The sequence below is a fragment of the Zestomonas ipomoeae genome, assembly GCF_057128665.1.
Map to the genome: position 1 here is coordinate 98,139 of NZ_JBSKHQ010000001.1, position 25,656 is coordinate 123,794.

The 25,656-nt window shown below is 65.3% G+C and carries 20 protein-coding genes; 17 read left to right on the top strand and 3 right to left on the bottom strand.

Annotation, left to right across the window (positions count from 1 at the left end):
- The first annotated feature begins 334 nt into the window (after positions 1–334).
- Together ACWKV7_RS00425 and ACWKV7_RS00430 are read left to right on the top strand one after the other, a co-directional pair.
- On the top strand, positions 335–2,308 hold the full coding sequence (locus tag ACWKV7_RS00425; RefSeq protein ID WP_483855657.1) for a PhoX family protein: 1,974 nt from the start codon (positions 335–337) through the stop codon (positions 2,306–2,308).
- Positions 2,309–2,423: 115 nt separating this feature from the next.
- Positions 2,424–3,068, top strand: a complete 645-nt coding sequence (locus ACWKV7_RS00430) for a hypothetical protein (RefSeq protein WP_483855658.1) — start codon at positions 2,424–2,426, stop codon at positions 3,066–3,068.
- Positions 3,069–3,142: 74 nt separating this feature from the next.
- On the opposite strand, the gene ACWKV7_RS00435 is transcribed toward ACWKV7_RS00430, so the two are convergent.
- Positions 3,143–4,534, bottom strand: a complete 1,392-nt coding sequence (locus ACWKV7_RS00435) for a pectin acetylesterase-family hydrolase (RefSeq protein WP_483855659.1) — start codon at positions 4,532–4,534, stop codon at positions 3,143–3,145.
- Between the two features lie 530 nt (positions 4,535–5,064).
- On the opposite strand from ACWKV7_RS00435, the gene ACWKV7_RS00440 reads away from it, so the two are divergent.
- The 13 genes from ACWKV7_RS00440 to nuoN all read left to right on the top strand — a co-directional run bounded on the left by ACWKV7_RS00440 (position 5,065) and on the right by nuoN (position 20,010).
- Complete coding sequence (locus ACWKV7_RS00440) at positions 5,065–5,478, top strand: NADH-quinone oxidoreductase subunit A (RefSeq protein WP_483855660.1); 414 nt, start codon at positions 5,065–5,067, stop codon at positions 5,476–5,478.
- Positions 5,479–5,488: 10 nt separating this feature from the next.
- Entirely contained in the window at positions 5,489–6,163 is a 675-nt protein-coding gene (locus ACWKV7_RS00445) for a NuoB/complex I 20 kDa subunit family protein (RefSeq protein ID WP_483855661.1), read from the top strand.
- Positions 6,164–6,171: 8 nt separating this feature from the next.
- Entirely contained in the window at positions 6,172–7,965 is a 1,794-nt protein-coding gene (gene nuoC, locus ACWKV7_RS00450) for an NADH-quinone oxidoreductase subunit C/D (RefSeq protein WP_483856264.1), read from the top strand.
- Position 7,966: 1 nt separating this feature from the next.
- On the top strand, positions 7,967–8,464 hold the full coding sequence (gene nuoE, locus ACWKV7_RS00455; RefSeq protein ID WP_483855662.1) for an NADH-quinone oxidoreductase subunit NuoE: 498 nt from the start codon (positions 7,967–7,969) through the stop codon (positions 8,462–8,464).
- Positions 8,461–9,804: an NADH-quinone oxidoreductase subunit NuoF gene (gene nuoF / locus ACWKV7_RS00460; RefSeq protein WP_483855663.1), complete on the top strand. Its 1,344-nt coding sequence runs from the start codon at positions 8,461–8,463 to the stop codon at positions 9,802–9,804. Before nuoE ends, nuoF begins: the two co-directional genes overlap by 4 nt.
- Positions 9,805–9,884: 80 nt before the next feature.
- On the top strand, positions 9,885–12,599 hold the full coding sequence (gene nuoG / locus ACWKV7_RS00465; RefSeq protein ID WP_483855664.1) for an NADH-quinone oxidoreductase subunit NuoG: 2,715 nt from the start codon (positions 9,885–9,887) through the stop codon (positions 12,597–12,599).
- Positions 12,596–13,576: an NADH-quinone oxidoreductase subunit NuoH gene (gene nuoH, locus ACWKV7_RS00470; protein WP_483855665.1), complete on the top strand. Its 981-nt coding sequence runs from the start codon at positions 12,596–12,598 to the stop codon at positions 13,574–13,576. The genes nuoG and nuoH overlap by 4 nt, the downstream gene beginning before the upstream one ends.
- Before the next feature lie 11 nt (positions 13,577–13,587).
- A complete protein-coding gene (nuoI, locus tag ACWKV7_RS00475) occupies positions 13,588–14,136 on the top strand; it encodes an NADH-quinone oxidoreductase subunit NuoI (protein ID WP_483855666.1) in 549 nt (182 codons plus the stop codon).
- Between the two features lie 63 nt (positions 14,137–14,199).
- On the top strand, positions 14,200–14,700 hold the full coding sequence (gene nuoJ / locus ACWKV7_RS00480; RefSeq protein WP_483855667.1) for an NADH-quinone oxidoreductase subunit J: 501 nt from the start codon (positions 14,200–14,202) through the stop codon (positions 14,698–14,700).
- On the top strand, positions 14,700–15,008 hold the full coding sequence (nuoK, locus tag ACWKV7_RS00485; RefSeq protein WP_483856265.1) for an NADH-quinone oxidoreductase subunit NuoK: 309 nt from the start codon (positions 14,700–14,702) through the stop codon (positions 15,006–15,008). Before nuoJ ends, nuoK begins: the two co-directional genes overlap by 1 nt.
- Positions 15,005–16,852 carry an NADH-quinone oxidoreductase subunit L gene (gene nuoL / locus ACWKV7_RS00490; RefSeq protein WP_483855668.1) on the top strand — a complete coding sequence of 616 codons (1,848 nt, stop codon included), beginning with the start codon at positions 15,005–15,007 and terminating at the stop codon, positions 16,850–16,852. The genes nuoK and nuoL overlap by 4 nt, the downstream gene beginning before the upstream one ends.
- A gap of 163 nt (positions 16,853–17,015) precedes the next feature.
- Positions 17,016–18,548 (top strand): NADH-quinone oxidoreductase subunit M, encoded by a 1,533-nt coding sequence (gene nuoM / locus ACWKV7_RS00495; RefSeq protein WP_483855669.1) that lies wholly within the window; start codon positions 17,016–17,018, stop codon positions 18,546–18,548.
- Between the two features lie 4 nt (positions 18,549–18,552).
- Complete coding sequence (gene nuoN, locus ACWKV7_RS00500; RefSeq protein WP_483855670.1) at positions 18,553–20,010, top strand: NADH-quinone oxidoreductase subunit NuoN; 1,458 nt, start codon at positions 18,553–18,555, stop codon at positions 20,008–20,010.
- A 6-nt stretch (positions 20,011–20,016) separates the two neighbouring features.
- Here nuoN and ACWKV7_RS00505 read toward each other — a convergent pair whose 3' ends face one another.
- The gene (locus tag ACWKV7_RS00505) at positions 20,017–21,093 is read right to left on the bottom strand and encodes an AI-2E family transporter (RefSeq protein WP_483855671.1); all 1,077 of its coding nucleotides are present in this window, start codon (positions 21,091–21,093) and stop codon (positions 20,017–20,019) included.
- A 74-nt stretch (positions 21,094–21,167) separates the two neighbouring features.
- A complete protein-coding gene (locus tag ACWKV7_RS00510; protein ID WP_483855672.1) occupies positions 21,168–22,487 on the bottom strand; it encodes a Na+/H+ antiporter family protein in 1,320 nt (439 codons plus the stop codon).
- A gap of 200 nt (positions 22,488–22,687) precedes the next feature.
- On the opposite strand from ACWKV7_RS00510, the gene ACWKV7_RS23715 reads away from it, so the two are divergent.
- Entirely contained in the window at positions 22,688–24,832 is a 2,145-nt protein-coding gene (locus ACWKV7_RS23715; RefSeq protein WP_487249186.1) for a methyl-accepting chemotaxis protein, read from the top strand.
- Between the two features lie 194 nt (positions 24,833–25,026).
- Positions 25,027–25,623 (top strand): NADPH-dependent FMN reductase, encoded by a 597-nt coding sequence (locus ACWKV7_RS00525; RefSeq protein WP_483855673.1) that lies wholly within the window; start codon positions 25,027–25,029, stop codon positions 25,621–25,623.
- Positions 25,624–25,656: the final 33 nt, after the last annotated feature.

Genomic DNA, 25,656 nt, shown 5'->3' on the forward strand with positions numbered 1-25,656 from the left:
CGGTCGGCTACGGACCGAGGTGTTGAATGGCAAAACCCCAGCACTCGTGCTGGGGTTTTGTTTTTGCGGGGGGGAATGACCCCACGGCCTCATGCGGGAGTACCGTCCCGCTGTTCACGATACGCCACCGACCTTTTCAGATGCGACCTCGCCCGATCGGCCAAGGAACGAATAGCGAGGCACGGCGGACTAAGCCGTTCCGCTAGCCCGAACGCGCTTCGACTTGGGGGAAGCAAGGAGGACTGTGCGATGCCGCACATGGACTGTCATTGTTCCGTCGTCTCCATAAGCTAGCGTCAACGCTCCGTCGATTAGCTTGAAAAAGGAGATTCCCTTGAGCCTCGATAACGATAACGCCGTGCTCTTCGGTAACGGCGACGAGTTACCCAGCAACCATTCGAACAATCCCCATATCAATGACGTGATCGCCCAAGGGGTCGGTCGCCGCCAGGTACTGGCCGGCGGTGCCGCGCTGGGTGCCCTGGCCTTTCTTGGCGTCAGCCTGCCCGGTGCGTCCGAGGCCGCCGGCAAGGCCGAGGGCTTGCCGGCATTCAGACGCAATCGTCTGCCGTTCACCCCCATAGCGGTTTCCCGTGCCGATACCGTCACCGTGCCGCCGGGGTTCAAGGCCACGCCCTTCATTCCCTGGGGCACGCCGATCACCGGCCGCTACCCGGCATTCCTCGACGATGCCAGCAACAGCGCCCAGGACCAGGCCGAGCAGATCGGCATGCACCACGACGGCATGCACTTCTTCCCCATCGACGCGCAAAGCGGCAAGGGCAAGCGTTCCGACCATGGCCTGCTGGTGCTCAACCATGAATACATTGATGTCGACCTGCTGCACACCAATGGTCCGACCCTGGTGGATGGCAAGCGCGTCGATGCCGATGAAGTGCGCAAGGAAATCAACGCCCATGGTGTCTCCGTCGTTGAGATCCGCCGCAATGCCCGCGGCGACTGGGAAGTCGTACCCAGCGCACGCAATCGCCGCATCACCGCCGCCACGCCCCTGGTAATCGGGGGCCCGGCACGCGGCCACGCGCTGATGAAGACCCGCTACACCAAGAGCGGCACGCGCGGCCGCGGCACCCAGAACAACTGCTCCAACGGATTCACCCCCTGGGGCACCTACCTCACCTGCGAGGAGAACTGGGCTGGCTATTTCGCCAACCGGGACGCGACGCTGCCGCGCGAACACAGCCGCTACGGCTTGCGCAGCACCAGCCGCTACGGCTGGGAGACCCTGCCCGGCGAGGAATTCCAGCGCTTCGACGCTACCCGCCGCGGTGCCGATGCCACCGAGGACTATCGCAACGAGCCGAACCAGTTCGGCTGGATCGTCGAGATCGATCCGTTCGACCCGGACTCGGCCCCCATCAAGCACACGGCCTTGGGCCGCTTCGCCCACGAAGGGCTGATCTTTGCCCCGGTAAGTATCGGCAAGCGTGTGGTCTGCTATTCGGGCGACGACTCGCAGAACGAGTACATCTACAAGTACGTCAGCCGCAACAAGTTCATTCCGGGACGCAAGAACAGCTACCTGCTGAACGACGGCACTCTCTATGTAGCCCGCTTCGATGCCGACGGCACCGGCACCTGGCTGCCATTGGACATCGAGGACGCCGGCTTCCAGGCTGCCTGCGCCGCCGCCGGGGTGAGCTTCGCCGACCAAGGCGAGGTGATGATCAACACTCGCCTGGCTGCGGATGTCGTCGGCGCCACCAAGATGGATCGCCCGGAATGGGGCGCAGTCAATCCGAACAATGGCGATGTCTACTTCACCCTGACCAACAACAGCAGCCGCACCGAGGCCGATGCGGCCAACCCGCGCAGCCCGAACCCCTACGGGCACATCATTCGGTGGCGTGAGGCCAGCAACGATTTCGCCGGCACCCGCTTTGCCTGGGATCTGTTCCTGCTCGCCGGGCCCGAAAGCGACAGCCGTGACCCGAAAGGCCAGCCGCTCACCGCGGACAACATCCTCGCCAGCCCGGATGGCTTGTGGTTCGACGAGGACGGTCGGCTGTGGATCATGACCGACATGAGCGGCAGCCAGCTCGCCTCGGGACCGTTCGGCAACAACCAGATGCTGGTCGCCGATCCGCGCAGCGGCGAGCTCAAACGCTTCCTGGTCGGCCCGATCGGCTGCGAGGTCACCGGCATCACCGCCACGCCGGACTTCAAGACGCTGTTCGTCAATATCCAGCACCCGGACGACGGTAGCACCTGGCCTGATGGCCCCGGCAAGCGCCCGCGCTCCGCTACCGTGGTGATCAACCGCGAGAACGGCAAGCGCATCCTGTAGTCGTGCCGCAGCCCACGACCGGCGCCGCGCCGGTCGTGGGCTTTCCGGCACTCAGGCCGCCCAGCCTTGTCTAGACTCTGAAGTCTGTATCGCGAAAGACGACGAGGGAGGCGACATGGCACCTTGGAAAGCCCTATTGATCGGCAGTGGCCTGGCTATCGGCAGTGCCGGTATCGGCCTCTACTGGCTGCAGGCCGCCCCGCCCCATTCCGCCGAGGAACCGCCCCCGGCGCCGCAACCGGCTGCCGAGCAACCCCGGGCGCCGGCACCGGCCGATCCACCCGGCCCGCAAAAGCGCCAGAAACTCCTTGCCGCTCCGCAGATCCAGGAGCAGCAACGGCGGCTGAGCTTTCACAATGATTTCCGCACGTTCTTCGCCAAGGCCTCGTCGCTCGACGCCAGCGAACGGGATGCCCAGGCAGCACGCCTGGCGGCGCAGATCGATGCCTACGAAGCACGCGGCGAGTTGGCCCTGAGCGAAGCGCTGCTGCTGCAGACCGCGCTGATCCAGGCAACCGTGACCGACGAGCAGGAGCAACGGCACCGCGCCGATGCCGTGGCTGCGCGCTACCAGGCACTCAGCGCGGCACGCGCCGCCAAGCAACGGGAAAGCCAGTCGCCCGCCTTCGCTCAATACAAGCAGAACGAAAGGCTCATCGTCGAAGAGGTGCTGGCAATGAAGGTCATTCCGCAAGGCCTGAGCCGCGACGAATACCTGCGCCGCCGCCTGCAGGAAGCGCGGGAGCAGGCATACCAGTAGCCGCCGCTGCGTCCTGACGTGCAGCAAGACGTGAGCAAACCGGGCCGGATAGCCGGCCCGGTTTGCGGTCGCATTCAGATCAATTGGTCGAGCAAGTAATACAGCAGGTTGAACGGCTTCGCCCGGTCGGCCGCATCGCTGCTTTCCGACGCTTCGAGTACCGGACCGCTGCCGTTGAGCACGCTGTCGATGAAGTCGTCGAGCTCCAGGTTCTGCTCCTGTATGTCGGCGTTGGCGAACTCGATGATGCTGGTGCAATGGCTCTCGTTCACGCCGCGATACTGCGGGAAATAACCGCCCACATTGCCCAGGTTGGCCAGCTCGCTGCGCAAGCGGCTGGTATCGACGGTCCACTTGGCATTGATTAGCGCATGCTTGGTGGCTTCGTCCGGCGCATTGATGATGTCGCTGTGGAAGCGCTCATAGGAGTAGGACGAATAGTTCATGTCCTGCCAGAAGTGGGTATGGCCCATGCGGTCTGCCGGCAGATTGCTCGATAGTGCAGGGTACAGCGTGCCGAGGTTGCTGCTGTCGAAGCCGGGCAGGCGCGATTCCAGGTACGGCAAGGGTCCGTCGTTCAGCCCCCAGGCCTGGCGGATGAAACTCTGCAGGGGCAGCGATGGATAGTCCTGGATACTGCCGCCGGACAGGGCGGTGAAGACCGGTCCCGAGTCGTTGAGCAGGAAGCCGCGGTTCGGCGCCATGTCCTGGCGGATGCTCACATAGTTGGTCAGGCTGCCGGCGCCGCCGGCGCTGCACCCAGTGGTGAGCATCTGGGTCGGGCGCTGCAGGTTGTCCTTCAGCCAGCCAACCACCGCGCGCATGTTGCGCAGGCCATTGTGGTGCCAGATCAGCGGCGGCTTGCCGGGGTCTGCCGGATCGCTGTAGACGCCGACCTTGTCACCGCCATAGATGTCGCCGGTGCAGTACGGCACGTAGATCATGTTCCAGTTCTGGGTTTTCACCCGCGACCACGGGTGCAGGCGCACCACGAAGGGACTGACCAGGCTGGCGCCGGGATTGAGCAGGCTCATGTAGTCATCGGGTATGCCGTCGGGGTTGCGGGCGCCGCGCACGCCTGCCTGGCCGGTACAACTGGCGTAGTCCCAGCAGGCACCGCCACCCTCCAAGTAGATAATGGTATTGCTGGTGTTCGGCACGCGATTGACGAAGAACTTGTAGGGCGAGCCGTTACCGCATACCGCGCCGGTCTGCGGCGCCAGCTGCACGGTCTGCCAGAAGTAGTAGTTGCCGGGTTTGAAGCCGCTGTTGAAGCCGGCGGGATTGGCCAGCAACGGGTACGGCCCCAGGCGCTGAGCCGGGGTCACCTTGTTGTCGGCGGCCGGTGGCGAAACCAGGTTGATCATGGTTTGCCAGAAGTTGTAGTCGCCCTGCTCCGCAAACGCCGACAGCGGCAGCAAGAGCAGGAAAGCAAGGTAGTAGCGAAAGGGCTTGGCGGCACGCATGGCGGTTCCCTCATCTTTTTGTTGTGCGATGGGCCGCGACGCCACCAACGGGCTGCTACGGCGACCCAGTCCTCTCCTGAGTACGGCCGGGAAACGGAGACGCCGGCTAAGCGGCGATTCATGCACGCTAGTACAAGGTTTTCTGTCGGACAATTTTTTGAAAATAACGTTTGGTGCTATTCGGCAACCGATCTCTTCACTGCCTGTTATTTAACGGCTTCGCTTTGAACCTTTTTTCCGTGCACTCGTCGGGTCTTTTAAAATAACCGGTGCGAACTTAAATTCGATTTCTTATTGCCAATCAAGATAAATAGCAAACGGTGCCCCGGAACCCGCAAACAGCCTGCAAGTCCGTTACTACGGGCCTCGCAAAGTTTTCTCGCGGGTGGCCGACAGACGCTTATAAGAAAAAAGTTCTCTTGCAACCTGCGAACTATCAAAACTGGTCAATACTTTGCCCACTGACCGAACGTTGGCGCCAACCAGAAAAGCAATTAATCAGCGCCGTTCCTTGTACAAGGAGTTCCGGCATGTCCGATGCGGTTTCCACACTTGCCCACAATTGGGGTTTGGCTGTTTTTCTTCTCAGTGTCTTCGGCCTTTGTGCCTTCATGATCGGCGTCGCCAGCCTGCTTGGCGGCAAGGCTTTCGGCCGCAGCAAGAACGAACCCTTCGAGTCCGGCATCGTGTCCACCGGGGACGCCCGGCTACGGCTCTCCGCCAAGTTCTACCTGGTGGCGATGCTGTTCGTGATCTTCGACGTGGAAGCCCTGTTCCTCTTCGCCTGGGCCGTTTCCGTGCGGGAAAGCGGCTGGGCCGGCTTCATCGAGGCTGCCATTTTCATCGTCATCCTGCTGGCGGGGCTCATCTACCTGTGGCGCATCGGCGCGCTCGACTGGGCGCCCGAAGGCCGCCGCAAACGTCGTGCCCTGCTCAAACCGTGAGGTCTTGTCCATGCAATACACCTTGACCCGGATCGACCCGGACGCCGCCAACGCGCACTACCCCGTGGGTGAGCGCAAGACGGTCGACGACCCGCTGGAGAGCCAGGTCCACCGCAACGTGTTCCTCGGCAAGCTCGAGGAAGTCATGCATGGCGCGGTCAACTGGGGGCGCAAGAACTCTCTGTGGCCCTACAACTTCGGCCTGTCGTGCTGCTACGTGGAAATGACCACCGCGTTCACCGCACCCCACGACATCGCACGCTTCGGCGCCGAGGTGATCCGCGCCTCGCCGCGCCAAGCCGATTTCATGGTTATCGCCGGCACCTGCTTCATCAAGATGGCACCGGTGATCCAGCGGCTCTACGAACAGATGCTCGAGCCCAAGTGGGTGATCTCCATGGGCTCCTGCGCCAACTCCGGCGGCATGTACGACATCTACTCAGTGGTCCAGGGCGTCGACAAATTCCTGCCGGTGGACGTCTACATCCCTGGCTGCCCGCCCCGCCCGGAGGCGTTCCTGCAAGGCCTGATGCTGCTGCAGGACTCCATTGGCGAAGAGCGCCGGCCACTGTCCTGGGTGGTCGGCGACCAGGGCATCTACCGCGCCCAGATGCCGTCGCAGCGTGCGCAGAACCGCGAGCAGCGCATCCAGGTCACCGAACTGCGCACCCCCGACGAGATATGAGGCAAACCATGGCGGCGGTGGAGAGCAACGAGTCGGCGCTACGGGTTCCGCCCTACCGGGCCAACGACCCGCGCGTGGTGGTGGAGCTATTCTCGCGCTTCGGCGCCGAGAGCTTCACCGAGCAGAGCACGCGCACCGACATGCCGGTGCTCTGGGTACCGCGCGAGCAGTTGGTCGAGGTCTTGAGCTTCCTGCGCAACCTGCAGGCGCCCTACCACATGCTCTATGACCTGCACGCCCTCGACGAACGCCTACGCACCCAGCGTCGCGGCCTGCCGGAGGCCGACTTCACGGTCTTCTATCACCTGCTGTCGGTCGAGCGGAACAGCGACGTGATGCTCAAGGTGGCGCTGCGCGAAGACGACCTCACGCTGCCGAGCATCGTGCACCTGTGGCCCAACGCCAACTGGTACGAGCGGGAAGTCTGGGACATGTTCGGCATCCGTTTCGACGGCCATCCGCATCTGACCCGCATCCTCATGCCGCCGACCTGGGTCGGCCATCCGCTGCGCAAGGACTACCCAGCGCGGGCCACCGAGTTCGACCCCTACAGCCTCTCTGCCGCCAAGCAGGAGCTGGAGCAGGAAGCGCTGCGCTTCACCCCGGAAAACTGGGGCATGCAGCGCCACGGCGCCCACGAGGACTTCATGTTCCTCAACCTCGGCCCGAACCACCCCTCCGCCCACGGCGCGTTCCGCATCGTGCTGCAACTGGATGGCGAGGAAGTCGTGGATTGCGTGCCGGACATCGGCTACCACCACCGTGGCGCGGAGAAGATGGCCGAGCGCCAGAGCTGGCACAGCTACATCCCCTACACCGACCGCATCGACTATCTCGGCGGGGTGATGAACAACCTGCCTTACGTGCTGGCGGTGGAGAAGCTCGCCGGCATCAAGGTACCGGACCGCGTGGACTTCATCCGCGTGATGCTCGCCGAATTCTTCCGCATCAACAGTCACTTGCTGTTCCTCGGCACCTACATCCAGGACGTCGGCGCCATGACGCCGGTGTTCTTCACCTTCACCGACCGCCAGCGCGCCTATCAGGTGATCGAGGCCATCACAGGCTTTCGCATGCACCCCGCCTGGTTCCGCATCGGAGGGGTCGCCGCCGACCTGCCCAAGGGCTGGGACCGGCTGGTGCGCGAATTCGTCGAGTGGCTGCCCAAGCGCCTGGACGAGTACCAAAAGGCCGCCCTGCGCAACAGCATCCTGCGCGGTCGCACCATCGGCGTGGCCAGCTACAACACCCGCCAGGCGCTGGAGTGGGGCGTGACCGGCCCCAACCTGCGTGCTACCGGGCTGGACTTCGACCTGCGCAAGGCACGTCCCTACTCCGGTTACCAGCACTTCGACTTCGAAGTACCGCTGGCCGACGGCGGCGACGCCTATGACCGCTGCATCGTACGCGTCGAGGAGATGCGCCAGAGCCTGCGCATCATCGAGCAATGCCTGAACAACATGCCGGCAGGCCCGTTCAAGGCCGACCACCCGCTGACCACGCCACCACCGCGCGAGCGCATGCTGGAACACATCGAGACGCTGATCACCCACTTCCTGCAGGTGTCCTGGGGGCCGGTGATGCCCGCCAACGAGTCGCTGCAGATGATCGAGGCGACCAAGGGCATCAACAGCTACTACCTGACCAGCGACGGCAGCACCATGAGCTACCGCACGCGCATTCGCACGCCCAGCTATCCGCACCTGCAGCAGATTCCGTCGGTGATCCGCGGCAGCCTGGTGTCGGACCTGATCGCCTACCTGGGCAGCATCGATTTCGTCATGGCCGACGTGGACCGCTGACATGAGCCAGACCTTGATCCAGACCGACCGCTTCCAGCTCAGCGCTACCGAGCGTGCCGCCATCGAGCATGAGCTGGGCCACTACGAAGACCCGCGCGCGGCCTCCATCGAAGCGTTGAAGATCGTGCAGAAGGAGCGTGGCTGGGTGCCGGATGGCGCCATCTATGCGGTGGCCGGGGTACTGGGCATTGCCGTCGCCGACGTGGAAGGCGTGGCCACCTTCTACAGCCAGATTTTCCGCCAGCCAGTGGGCAGGCACATCATCCGCCTGTGCGACAGCATGGTCTGCTACCTCAATGGCTACGACGGCGTGCGCGAAGCCTTGCAGCGCGAGCTGGGCATCGGCCTGGGCGAAACCAGCGCCGACGGCCGCTTCACCCTGCTGCCGGTGTGCTGCCTGGGTAACTGCGACAAGAGCCCCACCCTGATGATCGACGACGACACCCACAGTCATCTGGATGCCACCGCCGTTGCCAAGTTGCTGGAGGCCTACCCATGAGCTGCGTTTCCTATAGCACCGCCAACCAGGTGCCGCGCCAGGCGGAAACCCATCCGCTGACCTGGCGCCTGCGCGATGACGGCGAACCGGTCTGGCTCGACGAATACCAGCGCCACGATGGCTACGCCGCGGCGCGCAAGGCGCTGACCCAGCAGAGCCCGGAAGAAATCGCCCAGCAGGTCAAGGATGCCGGCCTCAAGGGCCGCGGTGGCGCGGGCTTCCCCACGGGAGTGAAGTGGGGGCTGATGCCCAGGGACGAGTCGCTGAACATTCGCTATCTGCTGTGCAACGCCGATGAGATGGAGCCCAACACCTACAAGGACCGGCTGCTGATGGAACAGCTGCCGCACCTGCTGATCGAGGGCATGCTGATCGCCGCCCGCGCGCTCAAGGCCTATCGCGGCTACATCTTCCTGCGCGGCGAATACGTCGACTGCGCCCGCATCCTCGACAAGGCGGTGGCGGAAGCGAAAGACGCCGGACTGCTGGGCAAGAACATCTTCGGCAGCGGCTTCGACTTCGAGCTGTTCGTGCATACCGGCGCCGGCCGCTATATCTGCGGCGAAGAAACGGCGCTGATCAACTCCCTCGAAGGCCGTCGGGCCAACCCGCGATCCAAGCCCCCGTTTCCGGCAGCCGTCGGCGTCTGGGGAAAGCCGACCTGCGTGAATAACGTGGAGACCCTGTGCAACGTGCCGGGCATCATCGGCAACGGCGTGGCCTGGTACCAGGGCCTCGCCCGCCCCGGCAGCGAAGACATGGGCACCAAGCTGTTCGGCTTCTCCGGCAAGGTGAAGAAGCCCGGCCTGTGGGAGTTGCCGTTCGGCATCAGCGCTCGCGAATTGCTTGAACAACACGCCGGCGGCATGCGCGAGGGCTACACCCTCAAGGCCTGGCAACCCGGCGGTGCCGGCACCGGATTCCTGCTGCCCGAGCACCTGGATACCCCGCTGTATTCGGCGGCCATCGCCAAGGTTGGCACGCGCCTGGGTACCGGCCTGGCGATGGCGGTGGACCATACCGTCGACATGGTCGGGCTGCTGCGCAACATGGAGGAGTTCTTCTCCCGCGAATCCTGCGGCTGGTGTACGCCGTGCCGCGACGGCCTGCCGTGGAGTGTGAAGCTGCTGCAGGCACTGGAACGCGGTGCCGGCCAGCCCGGCGACATCGCGATCCTTGAGCAGTTGTGCGACTTCCTCGGCCCCGGCAAGACCTTCTGCGCCCACGCGCCCGGCGCGGTGGAGCCGCTGGCCAGCGCGATCAAGTATTTCCGAAGCGAGTTCGAGGCGGGCATCGCCAAGGCGCCCGCTGCCGACCCGCCACAGGCAGTCGGCGTATAGAGATTAGCCCCCTCTCCCAAAGGGAGAGGGAGAAAAGCGGCCCGCCCTGCGGGCCAATGAAGACCAGGAAGCCGAGAACCATGGCCACTATCCACGTAGACGGCAAAGCGTTCGAAGTAGACGGGGCAGACAATCTGCTCCAGGCCTGCCTGTCCCTGGGGCTGGATATTCCCTACTTCTGCTGGCACCCGGCCCTCGGCAGCGTCGGCGCCTGCCGCCAGTGCGCGGTCAAGCAGTTCAGCGACGAGAACGACAAACGTGGCCGGCTGGTGATGTCCTGCATGACCCCGGCCAGCGACAACAGCTGGATCGCCATCGACGACGAGGAAGCCAAGGCCTTTCGCGCCAGCGTGGTCGAATGGCTGATGACCAACCACCCCCACGATTGCCCTGTCTGCGAGGAGGGCGGCCACTGCCACCTGCAGGACATGACTGTGATGACCGGCCACAACCGCCGGCGCTACCGCTTCGCCAAGCGCACCCACCAGAACCAGGAACTCGGCCCCTTCATCGCCCACGAGATGAACCGCTGCATCGCCTGCTACCGCTGCGTGCGCTACTACCAGGACTATGCTGGCGGCACCGATCTGGGGGTATACGGCGCCCATGAGAACGTCTACTTCGGCCGGGTCGAAGACGGCGTGCTGGAAAGCGAGTTCTCCGGCAACCTCACCGAGGTCTGCCCCACCGGGGTATTCACCGACAAGACTCACTCCGAGCGCTACAACCGCAAGTGGGACATGCAGTTCGCCCCAAGCATCTGCCACGGTTGCGCCTCCGGCTGCAACATCAGTCCCGGCGAGCGCTACGGCGAACTGCGGCGCATCGAGAACCGCTACAACGGCTCGGTGAACCACTACTTCCTCTGTGATCGCGGTCGCTTCGGCTACGGCTACGTCAACCGCAAGGACCGCCCGCGCCAGCCGATGATGATGTTGAGCCGAATGAAGATGGGCCTGGATTCGGCCCTCGACCAGGCCGCCGCCCTGCTTAAGGAGCGCAAGGTAATCGGCATCGGCTCGCCACGCGCCAGCCTGGAGAGCAACTTCGCCCTGCGCGAACTGGTGGGTGCCGAGAATTTCTACTGCGGCATTGCCGCCGCCGAACTGGACAACCTGCGGCTGATCCATCGCGTGCTCACCGAGGGCGCCCTGCCGACACCCTCGATCCGCGACATGGAAGACCACGACGCGGTGTTCGTGCTCGGCGAGGACCTGACCCAGACCGCCGCGCGCATCGCCCTGGCGCTGCGCCAGGCAGCCCGGAGCAAGGCCACCGCACAGGCCGAAGCCATGAAGGTGCCCGGCTGGAACCAGGCCGCGGTGCAGAACATCGGCCAGCGCGCGCTCAATCCCCTGTTCATTGCCAGTGTCGACGAAACCCGCCTGGACGACATCGCCCAGGAAACCGTGCATGCGGCGCCGGAGGACCTGGCCCGGCTCGGCTTCGCCGTGGCCCATGCCATCGACCCCGATGCATCGCCAGTGGACGGCCTGGAAGACGAGGCCAAAGCGCTCGCCCAGCGCATCGCCGAGGCCTTGCTGGCGGCCAGGCGCCCGCTGGTGGTGTCCGGTGCCTCGCTGGGCTCGCCGGCGTTGATCCAGGCCGCCGCCAATATCGGCCAGGCCTTGCACAACCGACAAAAGCAGGCCTCCCTCAGCCTGGTGGTACCGGAGGCCAACAGCCTCGGCCTGGTGCTGCTCGGCGGCGAATCCGTGGAGGCCGCCCTGCAGGCGCTGAAAACCGAGCAATCCGATGCCGTGGTGGTGCTGGAAAACGATCTCTACCGCCGCGCCGACGAAGCCGAGGTTGACGCTGCCCTGGCCGCCGCGCGCATCGTGCTGGTCGCCGACCATCAGCAGACCGCCACCACCGCCAAGGCTCATCTGCTGCTGCCGGCCGCCAGCTTCGCCGAAGCCGACGGCACCCTGGTCAGTCTGGAGGGCCGCGCCCAGCGCTTCTTCCAGGTCTACGATCCGGCCTACTACGACGCCGGCAACCTGATCCGCGAGGGCTGGCGCTGGCTGCATGCGCTGCACAGCACGATGCAAGGCAAGCCGGTGGACTGGACGCAGTTGGACCATGTCACCGATGCCTGCGCCGCCGCCATTCCAGCGCTGGCCGGCATTCGCGACGCGGCGCCCAATGCCAGCTTCCGCATCCGTGGCCTTAAGCTCGCCCGCGAGCCGCACCGCTACAGTGGACGCACAGCGATGCGTGCCAATGTCAGCGTGCACGAGCCGCGCGCACCGCAGGACATCGATTCCGCGTTCGCCTTCTCCATGGAGGGCTATTCCGGCTCGGCCCTGCCCCGCCAGCAGGTTCCCTTCGCCTGGTCGCCGGGCTGGAACTCCCCACAGGCCTGGAACAAGTTCCAGGACGAAGTGGGCGGCCATCTGCGTGCCGGCGACCCGGGCGTGCGCCTGTTGCAGCCAGCCGCCAACGGCCTGGCCTGGTTCACGGCGCCGCCAGCATCGAAGCAGCATGCGGAACGCTGGCAAGTGGTGCCCCTGCACCAGTTGTTCGGCAGCGACGAAATGTCCGCCCGCGCCGCGCCCATCCAGCAACGCATGCCCATCGCCTGCGCAACCCTGGCCGCGGAAGATGCCCGGCGACTGGGGTTGGGCGAAGGTGCACGGCTGGCCTTCACCCTCGGGGGACGGGAGTTGCGCCTCCCGGTGCGCATCAGCGCCGAGCTGAGCCCCGGCCTGCTGGGCCTGCCGGCGGGCTTCCCGGGCATTCCGCCGCTGCTGGCCCATCGGCACGCGGAAAATCTGCGAGAGGTGGCGCCATGAGCTGGCTCGACGAACAGACCCTGGCGATCCTGATCGCCGTACTGAAGGCCATCGTCATTCTGCTGGCGGTGGTGGTCTGCGGGGCTTTGCTCAGTTGGGTGGAACGTCGCCTGCTGGGCCTCTGGCAGGATCGCTACGGGCCGAATCGGGTCGGCCCGTTCGGCATGTTCCAGATCGCTGCGGACATGCTGAAGATGTTCTTCAAGGAAGACTGGACGCCACCCTTCGCCGACCGGCTGATCTTCACCCTGGCGCCCGTGGTGGCGATGAGCGCCTTGCTGATCGCCTTCGTGGTGGTGCCCATCACCCCCACCTGGGGCGTCGCCGACTTCAACATCGGCCTGCTGTTCTTCTTCGCCATGGCCGGCCTGGCGGTGTATGCGGTGCTGTTCGCCGGCTGGGCCAGCGACAACAAGTACGCCCTGCTCGGCGCCCTGCGCGCCTCTGCGCAGACCCTGTCCTACGAGGTCTTCATGGGCCTGGCGCTGATGGGCGTGGTGGCCCAGGCGGGTTCTTTCAACATGCGCGACATCGTCGAATACCAGGCCCGGCACCTGTGGTTCATCGTTCCGCAGTTCATTGGGTTCTGCACCTTCTTCATCGCCGGGGTGGCGGTCACCCACCGCCACCCCTTCGACCAGCCGGAAGCCGAGCAGGAACTGGCCGACGGGTACCACGTCGAATACGCGGGCATGAAGTGGGGCATGTTCTTCGTCGGCGAGTACATCGGCATCGTGCTGGTTTCGGCGCTGCTGGTGACGTTGTTCTTCGGCGGCTGGCACGGCCCGCTGCTGCCGCCCTTCATCTGGTTCGCGTTGAAGACGGCTTTTTTCATCATGCTGTTCATCCTGCTGCGCGCCTCGCTGCCCCGGCCGCGCTATGACCAGATGATGGCCTTCGGCTGGAAGTTCTGTCTGCCGCTGACCCTGCTCAACCTGCTGGTGACCGGCGCCCTGGTGCTGGCCGTGGCCGAATGAGGAGAACCGTCATGTCCAACTACATCCTTCATGTTCTCAAAGGCACCGGCACCCAGCTGCGCAGCCTGGCGATGATCTTTTCCCACGCCTTCCGCAAGCGCGACACCCTGCAGTACCCGGAAGAGAAGGTGTACCTGCCACCGCGCTATCGCGGCCGCATCGTACTCACCCGCGACCCCGACGGCGAAGAGCGTTGCGTGGCCTGCAACCTCTGCGCGGTGGCCTGTCCGGTGGCGTGCATCTCGCTGCAGAAGGCGGAGAAACCGGACGGCCGCTGGTATCCGGAGTTCTTCCGCATCAATTTTTCCCGCTGCATCTTCTGCGGCCTCTGCGAGGAAGCCTGCCCCACCAGCGCCATCCAGCTCACCCCGGATTTCGAGATGTGCGAATACGACCGCCAGCAACTGGTGTACGAAAAGGAGGACCTGTTGATCTCCGGACCGGGCAAGGACCACGGCTACAACTTCTATCGCGTCGCCGGCCTGGCCATCGCCGGCAAGCCGAAGGGCGCAGCGAAGAACGAGGCCGAGCCGGTGAACGTCAAGGGGCTGCTGCCATGATCCGGCTCGGGAACCGCGCGACCGCAGAGCATGCCCACGACCGTTCACGGACGAGGACCTGACATGCAGATTGCCTTCTACCTCTCCGCCATCGTCGCCGTGCTCGCCACCCTCGGGGTGATCACCCAAATCAATCCGGTGCACGCCCTGCTCTACCTGATCATCTCGCTGCTGGCCGTCGCCATGTGCTTCTTCGCCCTGGGCGCGCCCTTCGCCGGGGTCCTGGAGATCATCGTCTACGCCGGCGCCATCATGGTGCTGTTCGTCTTCGTGGTGATGATGCTCAACCTCGGCCCGATCGCCGCCGCCCAGGAACGGCGCTGGTTGAGCCCAGGCATCTGGATCGGCCCGGCGCTGCTGGCCGCAGTGCTACTGGCGGAGCTGCTATACGTGCTGCTGGGTAACCCTGGCGATGTCCCCATCGGCCTGACCACGGTGGACGCCAAGAGCGTCGGCATCAGTCTTTACGGGCCCTACCTGCTGGCGGTGGAACTGGCGTCGATGCTGTTGCTGGCGGCACTGGTGACGGCATTCCATCTCGGTCGACACGAGGCGAAAGAATGATGGACGGCATTCCCCTGCAACACGGTCTGGCGCTGGCAGGCGTGCTGTTCAGCCTGGGACTGGTCGGCCTGCTGGTTCGGCGCAACATCCTGTTCGTGCTGATGAGCCTGGAAATCATGATGAACGCCGCCGGGCTGGCATTCATCGTCGCCGGCAGCCGCTGGGGCCAGAGCGACGGCCAGATCATGTTCATCCTGGTGATTACCCTGGCCGCCGCCGAAGCGTCCGTCGGCCTGGCGATCCTGTTGCAGCTGTATCGACGCTTCAACACCCTGGACGTGGACTCAGCCAGCGAGATGCGCGGATGAACCTGCTCTTTCTCACCTTCCTCATGCCGCTGCTCGGCTTCTGCCTGCTGGCTTTTTCCCGCGGGCGTCTTGCCGAGAATGCGGCGGCGCTCATCGGCGTCGGTTCGGTTGGCCTGGCCGCGCTGGCCAGCCTGATCGTCGGCACAGCGTTTACCCTGGCACCGCCGGCCGACGGTCAGTACGTACAAGTGCTCTGGCAATGGCTGGAGGTGGGCGACTTCGCTCCGGCCTTCGCCCTGCACCTGGACGGGTTGTCGCTGACCATGCTGGGGGTGGTGACCGGCGTCGGCTTTCTCATCCATCTGTTCGCCTCCTGGTACATGCGCGGCGAGGAAGGCTATTCGCGCTTCTTCGCCTACATGAATCTGTTCGTCGCCAGCATGGTGTTGCTGGTGCTTGGCGATAACCTGCTGTTCCTCTATCTCGGCTGGGAGGGCGTGGGGCTGTGCAGTTACCTGCTGATCGGCTTCTACTACCGCAACCCGGCCAACGGCGCGGCGGCGCTCAAAGCCTTCATCGTTACGCGGATCGGCGATGTATTCATGGCCATCGGCCTGTTCATTCTCTTCCATGCCCTCGGCACCCTGCATGTCCAGGAACTGCTGCGGTTGGCGCCGCAACGCTTCGCCGAGGGCGATCCGTTGCTCACCGCCGCGACCCTGCTGTTGCTCGGCGGCGCCGTCGGCAAGTCCGCCCAGTTGCCGTTGCAGACCTGGCTGGCCGATGCCATGGCCGGCCCGACGCCGGTCTCGGCATTGATCCACGCGGCGACCATGGTCACCGCCGGCGTCTACCTGATCGCCCGCTGCCACGGGCTGTTCGCCCTGACGCCCGTCACCCTCGAACTGGTCGGCATCGTCGGCGCGGCGACGTTACTGCTGGCAGGCTTTGCCGCCCTGGTACAGACCGACATCAAGCGCATCCTCGCCTACTCCACCATGAGCCAGATTGGCTACATGTTCCTCGCCCTGGGCGCCAGTGCCTGGAGCGCGGCGATCTTCCACCTGATGACCCATGCCTTCTTCAAGGCCCTGCTGTTCCTCTCCGCTGGCGCGGTGATCGTCGCCTGCCACCACGAGCAGAACATCTTCAAGATGGGCGGACTGCGTAAGCCGTTGCCGCTGGTCTATGCCTGCTTCCTGGTCGGCGGCGCGGCGCTGGCGGCGCTGCCGTTCCTCACCGCTGGTTTCTATTCGAAGGACGAGATCCTCTGGGAAGCCTTCGCCAGCGATCACCACGGGCTGCTCATCGCCGGCCTGGTCGGCGCGCTGCTCACTTCGCTGTATACCTTCCGCCTGATCTTCGTGGTCTTCCACGGCGAGGCGCAGACCCAGGCCCATGCCGGCCATGGCATCAGCCATTGGCTGCCGCTCGGCGTGCTGCTGGTGCTGTCTACCTTCGTCGGTGCGCTGATTCATCCGCCGCTGGCGCAGGTACTGCCCTCCAGCGCAGGGGAAGCCGGAGGCACGGCCAAGCACGCCATCGAATTGCTGTCGGGCATGGTGGCGGTGGGCGGCATCGGCCTGGCGGCGCTGTGGTTCCTCGGCGACCGGGCGTTCGTCGCGCGCCTGGCCAACTCCGCGCTGGGTAGCTTCTTCGCCGCCTGGTGGTATGCCGCCTGGGGCTTCGATTGGCTCTACGACAAGGTCTTCGTGCGCCCCTACCTGGCGATCTGCCGGGTGCTCGGGCATGACCCGCTGGACAAGAGCATCGGTCTGCTGCCGCGCACGGCACGGCTGAGCCACAAGGTATTGAGCCTGACCCAGAGCGGCAACCTGCGCTGGTACGCCGCCAGCATCGCCGGCGGCGCAGTGCTGCTGCTCGGCGCGGTGGTGCTGGGATGAAGCGCATGGGCGGGGCCGCAGCCTGTGCGCTCCCGACGGCTCGTGTTCGCGGGCAGGGCGCGCACCTACGGGAAGCGAGCTTGCCGAACCATAGCATCGGAGGAGCGGGCCATGCCCGCGAGGCGGACTACCCCGCCGCGTCGATCAAGGAGCCTGCATCGAGATGATCCTGCCCTGGCTGATCCTCATACCGTTCATCGGCGGCCTGCTCTGCTGGCAGGCCGAGCGATACAGCCAGACGCTGCCGCGCTGGCTGGCACTGCTGACCATGGGCCTGGTGATGGTGCTCAGCCTGTGGCTGTGGGCCCAGGGCGATTTCCACCTGGCGCCGGCACCGGGTGCCGAACCGGTGTGGGAACTGGAGTTCAAGTACCCCTGGATCGCGCGCTTCGGCATCAACTTCCACCTGGCACTCGATGGCCTGTCGCTGCTGATGATCATGCTCACCGGCCTGCTCGGTGTGCTGTCGGTGCTCTGTTCCTGGCGCGAGATCCAGCGCCATGTGGGCTTCTTCCACCTCAACCTGATGTGGATTCTCGGCGGCGTGATCGGCGTGTTCCTGGCGCTGGATCTGTTCCTGTTCTTTTTCTTCTGGGAAATGATGCTGGTGCCGATGTATTTCCTCATTGCGCTATGGGGCCATAGCGCCGAGGACGGCCGAAGCTCGCGCATCAACGCGGCAACCAAGTTCTTCATCTACACCCAGGCCAGCGGCCTGATCATGCTGGTGGCGATCCTCGGGCTGGTGCTGGCCAATTACAGCAACACCGGCGTGCTGACCTTCGACTATGCCCTGCTGCTGCAGGCCAAGCTGGCGCCGGGCCTGGAATACCTGCTGATGCTCGGTTTCTTCGCCGCCTTCGCGGTCAAGCTGCCAGTGGTACCGGTGCACTCCTGGCTGCCTGACGCCCACGCCCAGGCACCCACCGCCGGTTCCGTGGATCTTGCCGGCATCCTGCTGAAGACCGCCGCCTACGGCTTGCTGCGCTTCGCCGTGCCGCTGTTTCCCAACGCCTCGGCCGAGTTCGCGCCCATCGCCATGTGGCTGGGGCTGATCGGCATTATCTACGGCGCGCTGCTGGCCTTCGCCCAGACCGACATCAAGCGACTGGTGGCCTACACCAGCGTGTCGCACATGGGCTTCGTGCTGATCGGCATCTACTCCGGCAGCCCGCAGGCCCTGCAGGGCGTGGTGATGCAGATGCTCGCCCACGGCCTTTCCGCCGCCGCGCTGTTCATTCTCTGCGGCCAGTTGTACGAACGCTTGCACACCCGCGACCTGCGGCAGATGGGCGGGCTCTGGAGCCGGCTCAACTACCTGCCGGGCATCATGCTGTTCTTCGCCGCCGCCTCCCTCGGCCTGCCCGGCACCGGTAACTTCCTCGGCGAGTTCCTGATCCTGCTCGGCGCCTTCAAGCCGGCGCCGCTGGTGACCATTCTCGCCAGCGGCGGGCTGGTGCTGGCCTCGATCTATTCGCTGATGCTGATCCAGCGTGCCTTTTACGGGCCGGCCCGCGACGATGGGGTGCTGGAATACCTGGATGGCCGCGAACTGGCCATGCTGTTCAGCCTGATCGGCCTGCTGGTGCTGCTGGGACTCTATCCGCAGCCGGTGCTGGATACCTCGGCAGCCACCATGCAGGGCGTCCAGCAATGGCTGGACTCGGCCTTCTCCCATCTGATTTCGAGCCGCTAGCGCCATGGAACTGAGCCTTCGTCACCTCACCGCCCTGCTACCGCTGCTGGTCGTCTGTACCACCCTGGTGGTGGTGATGCTGGCCATCGCCTGGCGGCGCAGGCATTCGCCGACCTATCTGCTCGCGCTGCTGGGCGTGGGGCTGGCACTGCTGGCCATCGCGCCGGCGCACCAGGTATCGCCGCTGGAGGTGACGCCGCTGCTGCGGGTGGACGCCTTCGCCTGCTTCTACATGGCCCTGGTGCTGTCGTCGACCTTCGCCTGCATGACGCTGGCCCATGCCTACCTGGGGGAAAAGACCGGCGGCGCCGGTTATCCCGGTAACCGCGAAGAGCTGTACCTGCTGATGCTGCTGGCCGCCGCCGGCGGGCTGGTGATGGTCAGCGCCCAGCATCTGGCGGGCCTGTTCATCGGCCTGGAGCTGTTATCCCTGCCCACCTATGGGCTGGTCGCCTATGCCTTTTTCAACAAGCGTTCGCTGGAAGCCGGCATCAAGTACCTGGTGCTCTCCGCCGCCGGCTCGGCGTTCCTGCTGTTCGGCATGGCACTGCTGTATGCCGAATCCGGCACCCTCAGTTTCGCCGGGGTCGGTGCCAACTTGGTTGGCACCCCTACGCCGCTGGCGCAATTCGGAATGGGCATGTTGCTGGTGGGGCTCGCCTTCAAGCTGTCGCTGGTGCCCTTTCACCTGTGGACGCCGGACGTGTACGAAGGCGCGCCGGCACCGGTGGCGGCCTTCCTCGCCACGGCCAGCAAGGTCGCGGTGTTCGCCACGCTGCTGAGGCTGTTCCAACTCTCGCCGGTTTCGGCCAACCCCTGGCTGCACGAGCTGCTGGCGATCATTGCCGCCGCGTCGATCCTGGTGGGCAACCTGCTGGCCCTGCTGCAGAACAACCTCAAGCGACTGCTCGGCTACTCCTCCATCGCCCACTTCGGCTACCTGCTGGTGGCGCTGGTGGCCAGCCGGGGCCTGGCGGTCGAGGCTGTCGGCGTTTACCTGGCGACCTACGTGCTGACCAGCCTCGGCGCGTTCGGCGTGATCACCCTGATGTCCACCCCCTACCATGGCCGCGACGCCGATGCGCTCTACGAATACCGCGGGTTGTTCTGGCGGCGACCCTACCTCACCGCGGTGCTGACCCTGATGCTGCTGTCGCTGGCGGGCATCCCGCTCACCGCAGGCTTCATCGGCAAGTTCTACATCGTCGCGGTGGGCGTGGAGGCACGGCTCTGGTGGCTGCTCGGCGCGCTGGTGATCGGCAGCGCCATCGGCGTCTTCTATTACCTGCGGGTGATGGTCACGCTGTTCCTGCGGGAGCCCAACCTGCGCCGGCACGACGCGCCCTTCGACTGGGGCCAGCAGGCCGGCGGCATCGTGCTGCTGGCGATCGCCGCGCTGGCCTTTCTGCTCGGCGTCTACCCACAACCGCTGCTGGCCCTGGCCCAGCAGGCGGGCCTGTAGTGCCGCTCAGCGCTGCGGCTCCTGCGGCGGTTGCCGATCCTCGTCCCGTTCGGTGAACAGCCCCCAGGTGGAGACGAACAGCGCCGCGATCAGCGGGCCGATGACAAAACCGTTGATGCCGAACAGCGCCAGGCCGCCGAGCGTGGAGATCAGCACCAGGTAGTCCGGCATCTTGGTGTCCTTGCCCACCAGCACCGGACGCAGAAAGTTGTCCACCATGCCGATCACGCCGATGCCGAAGACGAACAGCACCGCCGCCGGCCAGATTTCCCCGTTGATCAGGTAGTAGATCGCCACCGGCGACCACACCAACCCCGCCCCGACCGCCGGCAGCAGCGAAAGAAACGCCATCACCACCCCCCACAGCAGCGGGCTGGGAATATCCAGCACGGCGAAGATCACCCCGCCCAGGAAGCCCTGTATCGCGGCAATGACGATATTGCCCTTGATGGTGGCCCGCACCACCCGGGTGAACTTGGTGAACAGCCGGCGCTTCTGGGGCTCGCTCAAGGGGATCGCCCGGCGTATGCGCACCACCAGCTCGGCGCCGTCGCGCAGCAGGAAGAACAGCAGGTAGATCATCACGAAGAAGCTGATGAGGAACTCGAAGGTTCCCTGCCCCACGTTGAAGGCCTTGGTGGCGATGAACTGGCTGCCCTTGAGCGCGCCGCTGGAGAGGGTGTCGCGCAGGCTGCTGAGATCGCCCAGGCCGAAGCGTTCCAGCTGGACCTGCAGGAACTCCGGCAGCATCTGCTTGGCCTGTTCGAGAAAGCTGCCGATATCCAGGTCACCGCTTTCCAGGCGCTGGTAGAGGGACGCGCCCTCCTGCACCAGCAGCACGGCGATGATGGTCATCGGCAGGATCGCCATGACCAGGCTGGCCAGGAGGGTTAGCAGGGCTGGCAGGTTCTTGCGCCCGGACATCGAGCGCGCCAGGCGGCGCTGCAGCGGAGCGAACAGGATCGCCAGGACCACGGCCCAGAACACCGCGGCGTAGAACGGCAGCAGTATCCAACCGAAGGCCAGGGTGACCAGGATCAACAGCCAGAGAAAGACCTTTTGTTCCAGATGAGGCTTGGGCATAAACGGGGCGCCGGTTGCGGGCTTACCCTGTTTTAGTCACCGCCCGCTCCGGCAAGTGCCCCCTCGGCCGGTTCCTACAGCACCATCGCCGCCAGCCAGCCGAAGCCCAGCAGTGGCAGGTTGTAGTGCAGGAAGGTGGGCACCACGCTGTCCCATATGTGGTTGTGCTGGCCATCCACATTCAGCCCGGCGGTCGGGCCGAGGGTGGAGTCGGACGCCGGGGAGCCGGCGTCGCCGAGGGCGCCCGCGGTGCCGACGATGCTGACGATGGCCAGCGGGCTGAACCCCAGCTCCAGCCCCAGCGGCACGAAGATCGCCGCGATGATCGGCACGGTGGAGAACGACGAGCCGATGCCCATGGTCACCAGCAGGCCGACCAGCAACATCAGCAGTGCACCGAGAGCCTTGCTGTTGCCGATCCAACCGGCGGCGGATTCCACCAGGCGGGCGATATCGCCGGTGGTGCGCATCACCTCGGCGAAACCGGCGGCGGCGATCATGATGAAGCCGATCATTGCCATCATCTTCATGCCCTCGGTGAACAGCCCGTCGGCTTCCTTCCAGCGCACCACCCCGGACAGGGAGAAGATCAGGAAGCCGAGCAGCGCGCCGAATACCATCGAATCCAGCCACAGCTGCACGACGAAGGCGGCGACGATGGCCACCCCGGCGGCCAGCAGGCTGTAGGGGCTGTAGCGCACATCGACGCGCTCGGTGCGCGCGATCTTCTCCAGGTCATAGAGGCGCTTGCCACGGTAGCTGAACAGCACCGCCACCAACAGGCCGCAGAGCATGCCGGCGGCAGGCAGCGCCATCGCCTGGGTCACGCTGATACCGCCGGTCTCGATGCCGGCCTTGGCCACGTTGCCCAGCAGGATCTGGTTGAGGAAGATGCCGCCGAAGCCCACCGGCAGGAACATATAGGGCGTGACCAGACCGAAGGTCAGCACACAGGCGATCAGCCGGCGGTCCAGTTGCAGCTTGCTCAACACATAGAGCAGCGGCGGCACGAGCAGCGGAATGAAGGCGATATGGATCGGCAGGATATTCTGCGAGGCCACCGCCACCGCCAGCAGCAGCGCGACCAGCAGCCACTTCAGCGCCCGGCCCGCGCCGCTTTCCTGCTGGCCGACCAGGGACAACGCCCGGTCCGCCAGGGCATGGGCCAGGCCGGACTTGGCGATGGCGACCGCGAACGCCCCCAGTAGCGCATAGGACAGCGCTACGCTGGCACCGCCACCGAGCCCCTGGTTGAAGGCCTGCAGGGTGCCCTCGACGCCCAGCCCGCCAAGCAGGCCACCGGCCAAGGCCCCGACGATCAGCGCCACCACCACGTGCACCCGGCACAGACTCAGGACCAGCATGATGCCGACCGCGGCCACCACTGCATTCATTGCAACCCCCAAACGACCCAGCGGGCGAAAAAGCGGCGTACTCTGCCCCATGCTCCCCTGGCTGTCAAAATCGCCGCCGCCCCACGCGTGCGCAGGCAAGGCGCACTATCCTGTTTCAGGACGATGACGTGCCCGATCAAGAAAGCCGCCGCCACGCCGATAACGGCTTTGCAATCCGATCAGAAGAATAAGGAATACCTATGTTCCTCAGTCGCCTGTCCATCCAGTGGAAGATCACTCTGCTTGCCGGCCTCTGCCTGCTGGCCAGCGTTGCCTTGCTGGTCGGCGCCTCGCTCTACCAATCGACCCGCAGCGCCGAACTGGTCAAACAGGCCAGTAGCGGCATGCTCGAAGAGTCAGCCAAGCTGCGCCTGGAAGCGCGCGGCGAATCCCAGGCCCTGCGCATGCAGCGCTACTTCATGGACACCTACCAGTACGGCAAGGGCTTCGGCCGCCAGGTACTGTTCCTGCGCGACCAGGCGGAGAAGCGCTTCCTCGATGCCTTCGACCTGCGCGAGGACCTCACTCGGCAGGTGCGCAGCGCCCTGGAAGCCAACCCCGACCTGCTCGGTCTCTATGTGGTGTTCGAGCCCAATGCCCTGGACGGCAAGGACGATCTGTTCGCCGGGATCGACAAGGTCGGCGGCAACGACAAGGGCCGTTTCTCGCTCTACTGGTCGCAGAAGACCCCGGGCGCGCTGGAATTCGAAACAATGAGCGAAGAAGAGCTCGCCAACACCACGCCCGGCATCAGCGGCACGCCCTACAACGCCTGGTACACCTGCCCACGGGAAACCCGCAAACCCTGCGTGCTCGACCCCTACTTCGACGAGGTCAACAACCAGCAAGTACTGATGACCAGCATCGCGTTCCCGCTGGAGCTCGAAGGCAAGGTCATCGGCGTGCTCGGCGTCGACATCAGCCTGAGTCGCTTGCAGGAACTCAGCGTGGTGGCCAATCGCGAACTCTATGACGGCCAGGGGCACATCAGCATCGTCAGCCCCGCCGGACTGCTTGCCGGCCACAGCCGCGATGCCAAGCTACTTGGCCAGCCTTTGGCCAAGGCCTTCCCCGATCAGGCCGCCGAGTTGAGCCAACTGGTCAATGCGGGCCGCTCCGAGGCACTACGTCATGGCGACATGCTGCGGGTGCTCAAGCCTTGGTTGCCGATCCCCGAAGCCAAGCCCTGGAGCGTGGTGCTCGAAGTGCCGCAGCAGGTGTTGCTCGGCCCTGCCCTTGCCCTCGAACAGCAGCTCGACGAACGCCGCACGGCCGACAGCGCCACCGCCCTGCTGATCGGCCTGGCCGCCGGCGTCATGGGCCTGCTGCTGATGTGGCTGACCGCCCGAGGCGTGACCCGGCCGATCCTCGGCGTCGCCCACATGCTGGAAGACATCGCCAGCGGCGAAGGGGACCTGACCCGCCGCCTGCAATACGCCAAGCACGACGAACTGGGCGAGTTGGCCGGCTGGTTCAACCGTTTCCTCGACAAGCTGCAGCCGATCATTGCCGACGTGAAGCGCTCGGTGCAGGATGCCCGCGGCACCGCCGACCGCTCCGCCGCCATCGCCACCCAGACCAGTTCCGGCATGCAGCAGCAGTACCGCGAAGTGGATCAGGTGGCGACCGCCTCCCAAGAGATGAGCAGCACCGCGCAGGACGTGGCTCGCAGCGCCGCCCAGGCTGCCGAAGCCGCTCGCGGCGCCAATAGCGCCACCCAGGAAGGCCTCGGCGTGATCGACCAGACCACCCACAACATCGATCGGCTGGCCTCCGAAATGACCAGCGCCATGAGCCAGGTCGAGGGCCTTGCCGCCAGCAGCGAGCAGATCGGCTCGGTACTGGAAGTGATCCGCTCGATCGCCGAACAGACCAACCTGCTGGCGCTCAACGCCGCCATCGAAGCGGCCCGCGCCGGCGAGGCCGGCCGCGGCTTCGCCGTGGTGGCAGATGAGGTGCGCAACCTGGCCAAGCGCACCCAGGACTCGGTGGAAGAGATCCGCCAGGTCATCGAAGGTTTGCAGAACGGCACCCAGGAAGTGGTCGGCGCCATGCAGAACAGCCACCGCCAGGCCCAGGGCAGCGTCGATCAGGTCGGGCTGGCCGTCGAGGCCCTGCGTCGGATCGGGGAAGCCGTCACGGTGATCACCGACATGAACATGCAGATCGCCAGCGCCGCCGAGGAGCAGAGCGCGGTGGCCGAGGAGATCACCCGCAACGTGGCGAACATCCGCGACGTCACCGAGTCCCTCACCAGCCAGGCCGACGAATCGGCCCAGGTCAGCCAGGCCCTGAACAGCCTGGCCAACCACCAGCAGCAACTCATGGACCATTTCCGCGTCTGACCGCTCCTTGCGACAGGCCAGGCTCAGAATGCCTGGCCAACCCGCTGCCGGACATGGTTCCCTTGCAGGCACGCCGCGACCGCTTGTAGGAGCGGGCCATGCCCGCGATTCCCATGCGCGCCTCAGTATTACGGGCATGTCCCACTTCTGCGGCCGATGTGCGGCCGTCACCCCATCCCTGCAAGGAGCTCCCTATGCTGAACATCGCCCTGATCTCCGGCTCCAGCCGCCCCGAGAGCCAATCGGGCAAGGTTGCGCGCTTCCTCCGCCAGCGCCTGATCGACCTGCACTTGACCACCGACGAGAGCAGCAGCCTGCTCGACCTCGGCCGCGACCCGCTGCCGCTCTGGCCCAGTGACGACAAGGGCCCCTGGGAGCGCTACGCGCAGCAGTTACGCGCAGCCGAGGCGGTGGTGGTGGTTGCCCCCGAGTGGAACGGCATGGCCTGCCCGGCGATCAAGAACTTCTTCATCTACGCCGGCAAGGCCGAGCTCGCGCACAAGCCGGGGTTGCTGGTCGCGGTTTCCGCGGGCGTCGGCGGCGCCTACCCGATCAGCGAACTGCGCGCGTCCAGCTACAAGAACTGCCGTCTCTGCTACCTGCCCGAGCACCTCATCGTGCGGCAGGTGGAGAAGGTGCTGAATGGCCCGGAGGCGTCCGGCGAGGATGACCAGCGCCTGCGCGCCCGCATCGACTATGCCCTGGATATCCTCGGCAAATACGGCCAGGCGCTGAAGCCGGTGCGCGACTCCATCGATATGGAAATTCGCGCCTTCACCAACGGGATGTGACGCAGCCCGAGACAGAACGGCGGTGCGCCTCGC